This window comes from Mesorhizobium sp. M7A.F.Ca.MR.176.00.0.0 (assembly GCF_004023165.1).
Taxonomy (GTDB): domain Bacteria; phylum Pseudomonadota; class Alphaproteobacteria; order Rhizobiales; family Rhizobiaceae; genus Mesorhizobium.
Genome location: NZ_RZTC01000185.1, coordinates 1 through 7,102 on the forward strand (window position 1 = coordinate 1; position 7,102 = coordinate 7,102).

At 56.9% G+C, this 7,102-nt stretch carries 7 protein-coding genes; all 7 read left to right on the forward strand.

Annotated features, from left to right (window positions below; all coding sequences use genetic code 11):
* Positions 1-857: 857 nt before the first annotated feature.
* Entirely contained in the window at positions 858-1,448 is a 591-nt protein-coding gene (locus EOB59_RS32875; RefSeq protein ID WP_024505875.1) for a NodA family N-acyltransferase, read from the forward strand.
* Positions 1,445-2,104: a chitooligosaccharide deacetylase NodB gene (gene nodB / locus EOB59_RS32880; RefSeq protein WP_024505874.1), complete on the forward strand. Its 660-nt coding sequence runs from the start codon at positions 1,445-1,447 to the stop codon at positions 2,102-2,104. Before EOB59_RS32875 ends, nodB begins: the two co-directional genes overlap by 4 nt.
* Before the next feature lie 15 nt (positions 2,105-2,119).
* Positions 2,120-3,445 (forward strand): chitooligosaccharide synthase NodC, encoded by a 1,326-nt coding sequence (gene nodC / locus EOB59_RS32885; protein ID WP_032899868.1) that lies wholly within the window; start codon positions 2,120-2,122, stop codon positions 3,443-3,445.
* A 260-nt stretch (positions 3,446-3,705) separates the two neighbouring features.
* Positions 3,706-4,620, forward strand: a complete 915-nt coding sequence (gene nodI / locus EOB59_RS32890; RefSeq protein WP_024505873.1) for a nodulation factor ABC transporter ATP-binding protein NodI — start codon at positions 3,706-3,708, stop codon at positions 4,618-4,620.
* Between the two features lie 3 nt (positions 4,621-4,623).
* On the forward strand, positions 4,624-5,412 hold the full coding sequence (locus EOB59_RS32895) for an ABC transporter permease (protein ID WP_024505872.1): 789 nt from the start codon (positions 4,624-4,626) through the stop codon (positions 5,410-5,412).
* 289 nt (positions 5,413-5,701) lie between these two features.
* Positions 5,702-6,463: a sulfotransferase gene (locus EOB59_RS32900; protein WP_024505871.1), complete on the forward strand. Its 762-nt coding sequence runs from the start codon at positions 5,702-5,704 to the stop codon at positions 6,461-6,463.
* Positions 6,464-6,840: 377 nt separating this feature from the next.
* Positions 6,841-7,102: cation:dicarboxylase symporter family transporter (locus EOB59_RS32905; RefSeq protein ID WP_128290171.1), on the forward strand; the 262-nt coding region annotated here is incomplete at its 3' end.

The window sequence follows — 7,102 nt, forward strand, 5'->3', positions numbered from 1 at the left end:
GTAGAAGCCATGCAAGACGCCTCATTTGAGGTCACCTGTCGTATCTAGCTGCTTGCCGGACCACTATGTGAAGCGAGCGCTATTGGCTGCCTCTGCGATGCGGGAATTGGCAGCGGACGTCTCACGATCAAACAGGCATCTGCTTGTAGAATTCTTTTAATCGTGAAGCGGCGCGAGTGCGCTATCCGTTGAGGTGAGCAAGGCCGGCGCCCTGGGTGAGCGCTGGTGTCGGGTGGTGGAAAGTACAGGGGGAGCTGTGTGGCCCCCTCTTTCTCGGCCTCGACGATGTGCGAAGGAGCCTGTGCGGCGAACGGGCCGACGCCCCAGGCTCAGAACCTGGGCGAACCTAACTCCCGCCAAAGGACAGCCCAGAGCTGGATACACGAAAGAGATACTGAACCCGCGAATCAGATTCTGATCAATCGTCGTGTCTGAGCTCCGCTCGGCTCTTACGGAGATAATCGCGCGGCCCGGCAACGGCCGCGCGTGCCGCGGGCGTGAGCTTTGCGCTTCGTCAGAAGTGCCTCGAGCGTGACGACGATAATTGACCAGCCATATGGAACGCATTCGCCCAGTTATCCAAAGCGTGGATACCTTTCATCTAAACAAAGGATTTTACCGTTTTTGCTGCAGGTCCCATAGAGGCGCTTCAAGTTGGAAAGATAGGTAGTTCCCATGGTTGCGTTGGATCCGATGAGCATCATCTGGTGTGCGGGGCGCACAAAGTCAGTCGCATCTGCATTACGGCTTGGTCTTTCGGCGGTCTCCACAAGTTACGCCCCGTTGGTGCGATGCCAATTATTTAACCAATGCTTGAACATTTATCTCAACCAGACAGCTCCAAGGTGAGGTCTTCCATGCGCCCGAATGTCGATTGGAAGTTGTGCTGGGAAAATGAGCTGCAACTGGCCGACCATGTCGAACTCTCCGACTTTTTTCGAAAGACCTATGGACGGACTGGCGCCTTCAACGCGGAGCCATTCGAAGGCGGCCGCAGTTGGGCCGGCGCGAGGCCGGAATTCCGCGCAATCGGCTACGACGCGCATGGGGTAGCGGCTCACATCGGCATGCTGCGGCGCTTCATCAAAGTTGGCGAGGTCGACTTGATCGTCGCTGAATTGGGCCTGTACGCGGTTCGTCCGGATCTTGAAGGGCTCGGAATCGGTTTTTCGATGCGCGTGGCGTACCCAGTGCTCCATCAGTTGGGTGTTCCATTCGCTTTCGGCACGGTTCGGCACGCGCTGCGAAACCATGTCGAAAGATTCTGCAGAGCCGGCCTCGCGAACATTGTGTCGGGCGTTCGCGTACGATCGACCCGTCCAGATGTGCATCCCGACCTGCCGCCCACGCGCCTGGAAGACGTACTCGTGTTGGTTTCGCCGATCGGACGCTCGATGGACGAGTGGCCGTCCGGTACCCTGATCGACCGGAACGGTCCGGAACTATGAAGCCTCTGGACTACATATGCGAAGGGCAGAGTGACAATGCCGATGGCACTGCAGAGCGCAGCGTCTATCTGACGTTTGACGATGGTCCCAATTCATTTTTCACACCGCAGATACTCAATGTGCTGGCGCAACATCAGGTGACGGCGACCTTCTTCGTTGTTGGGGCCTACGCGGCCGACGAGCCGGAACTCGTTCGCCGAATTATTACAGACGGGCACGGTATAGCCAACCACACGATGACTCATCCGGACCTGGCCAAATGCGGGTCCGTCGAAGTCGACTGCCAGATAGTTGAGGCAAACAGAGTCATAGGGATGGCTTGCCCGCAGGCCATGGTTCGGTACTTTCGTGCACCGTATGGCATCTGGACCGAAGAAGTAATCGCTGCATCAGCGGGTGCGGCATTGACGCCCGTCCATTGGTCCATTGATCCACGCGACTGGTCTCGCCCCGGCGTTGACGCCATCGTCGACAGAGTGCTCGCCGATATCCGGCCGGGCGCAATCGTGCTGTTGCACGACGGGTGCGCTCCCGACGAATTGCAACCAGGCAATCAAGCCAGTCTGCGCGACCAGACGGTGACAGCGTTGTCACGCCTAATTCCAGAATTGCACGGCCGCGGATTTGTAATCCGATCACTTCCTCAACACCCCTGAACAAACAGAGATCCTATGGACCTTCTCACCACAGCCAGTACTGTTGCCGTTTCGTCTTATGCGGTGCTCTCGACTGTTTACAGAGGCATGCAAGCGGTCTACTCCCAACCGGAAAATGTTACGCCGCCGTCGGAAAGCTTGTTCGGATCCGACCGTTGGCCGAGCGTGGATGTCATTATCCCCTGCTACAATGAGGACCCGCGCACACTCGCGGCGTGTTTAGCTTCCATTGCAAATCAAGATTACGCCGGAACATTTCAGGTCTATCTGGTTGACGACGGTTCTGGAAATCGTAATGCCGTCATCCCGGTACATCACGCCTACGAGGGCGACCCGAGATTCAATTTCATTCTGCTCCGCGAGAATGTTGGCAAACGCAAGGCGCAGATCGCCGCCATCCGCCGCTCATCTGGAGATTTCGTGCTCAGCGTCGACTCTGACACGACACTTGCGTCCGACGTCATCACAAAGCTTGCAGTAAAAATGCGGGATTCCATGGTCGGAGCGGCCATGGGCCAGCTGACGGCATACAACCGCAGCGACACTTGGTTGACCCGATTGATCGATATGGAATACTGGCTGGCTTGCAATGAGGAGCGCGCGGCGCAAGGTCGCTTTGGTGCGGTCATGTGCTGCTGCGGCCCATGTGCAATGTACCGCCGGTCTTGTCTCCTTTCTCTGCTGGATCAATACGAGACGCAGCTGTTCAGGGGGAAACCAAGCGACTTCGGTGAAGACCGTCATCTTACGATCCTCATGCTGAAAGCAGGCTTTCGAACCGAGTACGTTCCAGGTGCCGTCGCGGCGACAGTCGTTCCGGACAAGATGGGACCTTATTTGCGCCAACAACTCCGCTGGGCACGAAGCACCTTCCGGGACACGATGCTTGCGCGAGGTCTACTGCGTGGCCTGGATCGCTATCTAACTTTGGATGTGATGGGAGAGAATCTCGGCCCATTGTTGCTCGGCATCGCGGTAGTAACGGCGCTCGGTGAGCTACTATTTTCACATACAGTAAATTGGTGGACGGTGCTGGCTATTGTCACGATGACCATAATCAGATCTACGGTGTTATCTTTCCGCACTCGGCAGCTTCGATTCATCGGCTATTCAATGCACGCGTTAATCAGGATATTCCTGTTGATCCCCTTGAAGGCTTACGCCCTGTGTACATTGAGCAATAGCGATTGGCTGTCGCGTAAAAGTGTTCCCCTGCCCAACAGGAGCACAAAGGAAATCACAAGCGCGATGCCGCTTGCCGGAGCAAATGCTGCGGGCAATTCTGGAATTGCGGAGTCACTTCATACTGCAGATCTTTCGCTCACAGCTGGTGAAGTCTGACGGCCTTGCAGCGCCGAGTGACCGAGTAAGTTGTGTCAGTCGACACGGGGTGAAGCTTTCGAGTTACCTATGGTCAGAACGGGAACTATCTGGAAGCGACACGTGGCATCTTGACGTTATTCTTTGGCGGAAGCGATACACGCGTCGCTCCGGCCGCGACTTTCCAAAGGTGCCATCTCAAGGCGGTGGCCTGCTCTGAACCAGAATTCGCAAGTAAGCTGCCGGTGGCCAATCGGACTCATTCCGCTTGAGATAGACGCATGTCCAATGTAGCAATCGACCTTACCGGCGTAACCAAATTATTCGGAAACAAGCTCGTTGTGGACGGGCTGTCCTTCACCGTTGCATCGGGAGAGTGCTTCGGTCTGCTGGGGCCGAACGGCGCAGGCAAGAGCACGATTGCGCGTATGCTCCTCGGTATGACCCGGCCTGACGCGGGTGATATAACAGTCCTCGGTCTACCAGTGCCGGCACGCAGCCGCTTGGCCCGCAAGGGCATAGGCGTGGTCCCGCAGTTCGACAATCTCGACCTGGAATTTACGGTACGCGAGAACCTGTTGGTGTTCGGGCGCTACTTCGGCATGAGTACAAGAGAGATCAACGCCGTCATCCCACGGCTCCTCGAGTTCGCTCGCCTTGAGAGCAAGGCGGATTCACGTGTCGGCCTGCTATCCGGCGGGATGAAGCGGCGCCTGACGCTGGCACGTGCTCTGATCAACGACCCCCAGTTGCTTGTGATGGATGAGCCCACGACCGGCCTCGACCCGCATGCCCGCCATCTGATCTGGGAGCGACTTCGTTTCCTGCTGGCGAGCGGAAAAACGATCATTTTGACCACCCATTTCATGGAAGAGGCTGAGCGGCTTTGTGATCGGCTGTGTGTTCTCGAGCGGGGACGCAAGATCGCCGAGGGCAGTCCTCATGCGCTGATCGACGAGTACATTGGGTGCAACGTGATCGAGATCTTCGGCGGCAATCCACAGGAGCTGATTTCGCTGATCAGACCGTACGTTCAGCGTGTCGAGGTAAGCGGCGAGACGCTCTTTTGCTATGCGCCTGAGCCGGAGGATGTGCGCATCCAGCTTCGCGGTCGAGCGGGTCTGCGTATTCTAGAGCGTCCACCCAGTCTGGAGGACGTTTTCTTGAGGTTAACCGGACGTGAGATGGAGAAGTGAGCAATGGGTGAACGTTTTGCGGCCGCTCTACCCGCCAACGCCTGGAACTGGATCGCGGTGTGGCGCCGCAATCATCTGGCATGGAAGAAGGTGGCATTTGCTTCAATGCTCGGCACCCTTGCTGATCCGATGATTTACCTTTTCGGGCTCGGCACTGGCCTTGGACTGTTGGTAGGCCGCATCGAAGGTGCATCCTACATCGCCTTTCTGGCAGCCGGCATGGTTGCGACGAGCGCGATGACAGCATCAACCTTCGAAACAATTTACGCGGTTTTCGGTCGAATGCGCGATCAGGGCACTTGGGAAGCAATGCTGCACACACAACTTACCCTCGGCGACATCGTTCTCGGTGAATTGACCTGGGCAGCCACAAAGGCCTTTCTGGCCGGTACGACAATTGCGATTGTTGCCGCCGCGCTAGGTTATGCCGCGTGGACGTCGGTTCTCTACGTGCTGCCGGTCATCGCTCTCACCGGGTTCGCCTTTGCGAGCCTGGCCATGCTCGTCATCGCGCTCGCGCCCAGTTATCACTATTTTATTTTCTATCAGACGCTTGTCATCACACCCATGCTGTTCCTTTCGGGCGCGGTTTTTCCAGTCGGCCAATTGCCAGGAGTGTTTCAGCAGATTGCGGCCTTCTCGCCGCTGGCGAATTCTATCGATCTAATCCGTCCGGTGATGCTCGGCCGCCTGGGCGACAATGTAGGGCTGCATATAGGCGCACTTTGCATGTTCGCTGTATTGCCTTTTTTTCTGTCGGCTGGACTGTTTCATCGACGACTAATGCGTTGACGCTTACCTACGCCCATCAACGAGAAGGAGGTCCGCAATGCCGGATTGCAAACTGCCCCCAGCGGCCCGGAGGCATGCGTGTGCCAGGAATCGCGAGTGGTACAACAACGCCGAAGCCGGGCGCCACCCAGCCGCTGCAGGCACGCGCCCATCTTCGCGACCACACCTCGGAGTACAGGCTGGGTGGTGAGGCGCGCGGACCCACCCGGAGCGTTCAAGCGATAGCAGCCAAGCTTCTTGTGCGCGTCCCCAGACCGTCGCGGCCATTATTTAGTTGGATACACATGCAATGACCCACAACGAACCAACTCCTGAGCCTTTTGTGATCCTTGCTATGCCAAGGACCGGAACACACTATTTAGAAGAATTGCTAAACGAGCATCCGACCGTTCTGAGTAACGGTGAGTTGCTAAACGAATATGATCCCAATTGGCCCAGCACGGATCGCCTGCTAGGCACGGATCGCGAGCTTCTTGAGCTTGCCTATGTGCGCTGCCCTATGCGCGACTACAAGAATGTGACGCATCTTGGCTGCAAGATCAATGAACCTCAGTTTCGCGAGCGTCCAGCATTCTTTGCGGAATTAGCTCGTTGGCCAGCACTCAAGGTCATCCTCGTTGTTCGCCGAAACGTATTGGAATCGCTCCGATCCTTTGTGCAGGCCAGGGAAAGCGGTCAGTGGCTGAAGTTCAGCTCGGACAACGATACCGCTCGGCCACCGAGCGTCAGGTTGTCAATCGCCGACTGTGAGGCTTATTTCAAAGCCGCCGACGATTTTCACGCTCGCGTTATGGACTCCTTCACGTCGACCAACCTGCTTGTAATGGAATACGAGAGCCTACTTCACGAACCTGCCCAATGCTTGGGAGCGGTTTGGGATTTCCTGGGCGTTCCAGCGCTTGAGCCATCAGATAACGCCATCTTGCAGCGCCAGGAAACGCGACCGCTTGATCAAACGGTGGAGAACTTTGACGAGTTGCGGATTCACTTCGCACGCGGACCTTATTCAAGATTTTTTGACCTCGGAGATTCAATGCGCTCCTACGCTTAATCGCTTGTACCGCGTGCTCTGATGGGCGTGTAGGATATCCTGCAGTTTGCGCGCATTCCGTTCCAAAACTGACAAACCAAAGTCACCAAGGCAACCGGCAGTCGATCTGCGGCGAACATCAAAGGGCACGGGCGCAAGGCGACCTGGTCAATTCCCTCTCTGATGAAGCACTTCCTCAGACGCGATCTTTGGCGAGCCTCGAGTGCAGAATTCCGGCAAGGTGGAGGGTTCCAGTGCGCAACTGCACCAATCTCGCTGGACGGGACAGGCGTCCAGTTGGCACGGCACTTGCTCCGAGATGACAGCAGCGCTCGACCGGAGCGCAGCATGGGAGAAGGAGGAGCCCCCACCCCGATCCGGTCAGGGAGAGAGAAACGATGTTGGTTCCAAGAGTCCCCCGCGCGATCGCAGCGCCCCGCAAGCGCCATTTTGCCCGGACCTACGTGCAGGTACTTGCCGCCATGGTCCTTGGAGCCGCAATTGGCTACCTCTATCCGGAAACCGGCCAAAGCCTGAAGCCGCTCGGCGATGCCTTCATCAAAGTCATCAAGATGATTATCGCACCTGTCATCTTCCTGACAATTGCGACCGGCATTGCCGGCATGAGCGATCTGCAGAAGGTCGGCCGAGTTGCCGCCA